Source organism: Desulfovibrio sp. (genome assembly GCF_047607245.1).
Taxonomy (GTDB): Bacteria; Desulfobacterota; Desulfovibrionia; order Desulfovibrionales; family Desulfovibrionaceae; genus Desulfovibrio.
The window spans coordinates 1-3,865 of the sequence record NZ_JASGDK010000171.1 but is presented as its reverse complement, the minus strand read 5'-3'; the positions used below and the strand labels follow the sequence as shown (position 1 = coordinate 3,865).

General features: G+C 52.6%; 5 protein-coding genes. 2 read left to right on the top strand and 3 right to left on the bottom strand.

Features of this window, described 5'->3' with window-relative positions; genetic code table 11:
- Nucleotides 1-1,028: amino acid permease (locus QM579_RS12795; RefSeq protein WP_414999521.1), on the top strand; the 1,028-nt coding region annotated here is incomplete at its 5' end.
- Nucleotides 1,029-1,146: 118 nt separating this feature from the next.
- Here QM579_RS12795 and panD read toward each other — a convergent pair.
- Together panD and QM579_RS12785 are read right to left on the bottom strand one after the other, a co-directional pair.
- A complete protein-coding gene (panD, locus tag QM579_RS12790; RefSeq protein ID WP_414999520.1) occupies nucleotides 1,147-1,563 on the bottom strand; it encodes an aspartate 1-decarboxylase in 417 nt (138 codons plus the stop codon).
- A 177-nt stretch (nucleotides 1,564-1,740) separates the two neighbouring features.
- Complete coding sequence (locus QM579_RS12785; protein ID WP_183718118.1) at nucleotides 1,741-2,163, bottom strand: hypothetical protein; 423 nt, start codon at nucleotides 2,161-2,163, stop codon at nucleotides 1,741-1,743.
- Nucleotides 2,164-2,439: 276 nt separating this feature from the next.
- On the opposite strand from QM579_RS12785, the gene QM579_RS12780 reads away from it, so the two are divergent.
- Nucleotides 2,440-3,390, top strand: coding sequence for a DMT family transporter (locus QM579_RS12780; RefSeq protein ID WP_414999519.1), 951 nt, complete (start codon nucleotides 2,440-2,442; stop codon nucleotides 3,388-3,390).
- Between the two features lie 251 nt (nucleotides 3,391-3,641).
- On the opposite strand, the gene QM579_RS12775 is transcribed toward QM579_RS12780, so the two are convergent.
- Nucleotides 3,642-3,865, bottom strand: a 224-nt coding sequence (locus tag QM579_RS12775; RefSeq protein ID WP_414999518.1) for a dihydrodipicolinate reductase C-terminal domain-containing protein, incomplete at its 5' end; no start/stop codon positions are given.

The following is a 3,865-nucleotide window of genomic DNA, read 5'->3' as shown; positions in this document are numbered from 1 at the left end:
TCTGGTTCCCGTCACTATCAGTATGGATTCCGTCCATTCTCTTCGTATTGCTGATTATGGCCCTTAACCTCGTTTCGGTGAACCTGTTCGGCGAAATGGAGTTCTGGTTTGCCTCCATCAAAATTGTGGCCATTATGGCTATCATTCTTGCTGGGGTCGTAATGGTGATCACAGGCTTTACCTCACCGGTATCAGGGCATGCAGCTGCTGTGTCCAACCTGTGGGAGTATGGAGGATGGTTCCCCAAGGGGGCCTTCGGCTTCTTTGCGGGCTTTCAGATAGCAATGTTTGCATTCGTGGGCATTGAGCTTATCGGCACCACAGCCGCAGAAGCCAAAGACCCTGAAGTGAACCTGCCCAAGGCGATCAACACGATTCCTTTCCGTATCGTTTTCTTTTACGTGTTCGCTCTTGTGGCTATCATGTGCATTACGCCGTGGACTGAAATCAACCCGGAAACAAGCCCCTTCGTACACACGTTTGTGGCCGTGGGCATTCCGGCTGCGGCCAGTATTGTTAACTTTGTCGTACTGACTTCAGCGGCTTCTTCCGCCAACAGCGGCATCTACTCCACAAGCCGCATGCTGTACGGTCTTTCACTGGTGGGCGTTGCCCCCAAAGCCTTTGGCCGGCTCTCTTCACACCGGGTGCCCGCCAACGGTCTGCTGTTCTCTTGCCTCTGCCTGCTGCTTGGCGCATCCATGCTCATTATCATGCCCACCATTATGGCGGCCTTCACCGTCATGACGACCATTTCATCGGTCTGCTTCATCTTCGTGTGGTCCATGATACTGTATTCATACGTGGTTTACCGCAAGCGTCACCCAGAGCGTCATGAAACTTCAAAGTTCAAGCTGCCCGGCGGCATTTTGTCCTGCTGGCTTTGCTGGATATTCTTTGCGGTAGTGCTTGTTCTGCTGACATTCGAGGCAGACACGCGCATGGCTATGTTCACTACCCCCATATGGTTCGTGATTCTTGGCATTGGCTACTACCTGAGCCACAAGAATCATGTGGCCAAGCGCTAACGCTTGTAAACTTTTTAACAGTTGATCTGCTCCAGACGCGCAAAAGCGGTTTCTTCAAATCTATAACAAAAAAAGCCCGGCAAAGCCGGGCTTTTTTTGTTTGCCGCATGGCACAATTTTATAGCGGATCAGACACAATACTGAACGTCGTATCCGCATCGTCCTGCGTTACTATATAGCGCAAACGCTCTTCAATATTGTTGTGGGCATCAAAGGTAAGCACCACAGGCTCTCTCTGGCTGATGTCCTGAGGCCCGGCCACATATTCAAACGCGCCGATAATGACCTCGTCGCCGATCTGGCAGGTGCGGGCCGCCGCACCGTTAAGTATGCAACAGCGTGACCCGGCCTCGCCGTAGATGACATAGGTAGAAATGCGCTGCCCGCTATTTTTATTCCATATGTACACGAATTCCAGCGGCATAATGCCCGCCAGTTTGCATACTTCTGGGTCAAGGGTGATGGAGCCGTGATAATCAAGCGCACATTGGGTCACCCGAATACCGTGCAATTTGGCGCGTAGAATCTTCAACATGTTTTATCTCTCCCGTTCAACAGGCGCAGCCTAAACCCAATTGCCGCTCAGGAGGGCTCATCCCTGTGCCGATGACAAGCAGCAATCCTGCCATTCGCCGAATGTTGGCACTCAAATTTGCCCCAATAAAAAAGGCCGCGCAAGCGGCCTGAAAATTACGGACTTCATCCCGAAAGATCAATACGCCTTGATGTATTCATCCAGATTTTCTGCCGAACAGTTACGGCTGACCCAAAAAGCGGATGCCCACACCATAAGGGCCGTCGCCTGTGTATCATCCAGGCTTTTGATCTTTGATTCAAGGCTGGATTTGCTGGCTCCGTGGCGCAAATGTATGCCGCCCACATCGCAGGCGTCAGAAACACGCAGCATGAGGTAGGACAGCCGTGTGTGGTCGGGCATGAGCTTCATGTCCTTATGCGCTTCAACAATCGTCTTCAGTTCCGGACCGCTGAACATATGCTTTATGCTTGTAATAGCGCGAAAAAACGTATCTACAGCCCAAGGCAGGATAAACTCCGCACCAGCGCTTTTGGTGCGAAAATAATCCTTGAGCCAACGTTCCTGATCTTCATTAATTCGTGCTGCGACCTGCGGCATGATGCCCCCGGAAAAATAACTGTGCTGTTGCATTGCGCCCGGTTCATACGGTTGCCGGACATCGTGTTACGCCATCTTCTATAATGCGCTACACTAGTTAAAGCAAACTTTCAAGATAAAATCTAGACTTATTTTTAAAAACATTTTCAAAGAGTTCGGTATTTTTCTTCTCCAAACAGTATCATTTATTCTATTTCACACAGCCGCATGCAGGCTTGCGTATCCGCTCGCACTGGCGTAAATGCAGCCTGTGTACATCTTCCGCAAGGACATAGCATGACATCCCCCCCGGTTAAAATGCCCGCCTCCATAAAGGCTGGGCCGCCCCCGGCAGCACCACCCGACGCAACGTTTGCCACAAGCGATACCACGCCGTCTTCCAGCGCGGTGCGGCATGCGCTGGCCCGTGCCCATATTGCCACACTGCTCTTTGGCGTATCCGGCCTTTTTGGCAAATTGTGCCAATGTTCTGCATCGGTACTGGTGTGTGGCAGAGCTGGTTTTGCGGTGGTGGCCCTTGCTCTGCTGGGTCTGCAAAAAGGGCAGGCTCCGTGGCGTGGACTGAAAACCAACGATATGGTCGGCCTTGTGCTGACAGGGGTTTTGCTTGCCGCCCACTATGTGACATTTTTTATGGGCATACAGATAGGCGGCGTGGCCGTTGGAACTTTGGGTTTTGCCTGCTTTCCCGCCTTTACCACGCTTTTTGAATCCATAGCGTACAGAGAGCGCCCCAGCAGCAAGGAATTGCAATGTCTGGCCCTGGTTACGGTGGGACTTGTGTGTACCGCACCGTCCTTTTCCCTTGCTCATGATGGGACGGCGGGACTTTTGCTCGGGGTAATATCCGGCCTTGCCTATGCCCTGGTAACCATTGCAAACAGGCGCTTTGCCAGCCATCTTCCCAGCTTGCAGACCACATGGTGGCAAAATGTGGTCACTGCGGCCTTTCTTTTACCATTCACCTGGTGGCAATTTGCCGAACTACGGGCCCTTGACTGGCTGTGGATAGCCTGTCTCGGACTCCTCTGCTCTGCTTTGGCCTACGTTATCTTTATTGACAGCCTTGTGGTGCTCAAGGCACGGCAGGCTGCTCTTATTATCACGCTGGAGCCTGTGTACGCCATTTTGGCAGCGTGGGTTGTGCTCGGCGATGTTCCCGGCCTGCGCGTCGTACTCGGAGGCGGACTTATTCTTGGCTCAGTTCTTTTGCTGAACAGACGTTGATCGGCAACAGCAATAGTCACCAAATAAAATTAAGGCCCGGCAGTCTCGCTGTCGGGCCTTAATTTTATTCTGAGGCTGGCACGCTCTACAGGACAATGCCGCACAAACTCTTTTTGTCTTTCCACATCACGATATGCCTCGTGTGAGCGCCAAAGGGGCTGCATCAGGCATTTGCGGCGGCCTGCGTATTTCGCGCCTTTCACAAGAATTTTACCACCCGTTTCCGGCAGGCCAGCCAATACCAATCAGCTCTAAAACATGTCCTGCATGCCGTAGAGTTTGCCCGGTTTTTGTCCGGCCAGCCAAGAGGCCGCCCGCAACGCGCCCTGCGCAAAAGTTTCGCGCGAGTGGGCATGATGCGTAACTTCAATGCGCTCGCCGGGGCCCATAAAATAGACGGTATGCACGCCCACCACATCCCCGCCGCGTATGGCCTGAATGCCTATTTGCACCTTGGGTCTTTCCCCAATAATGC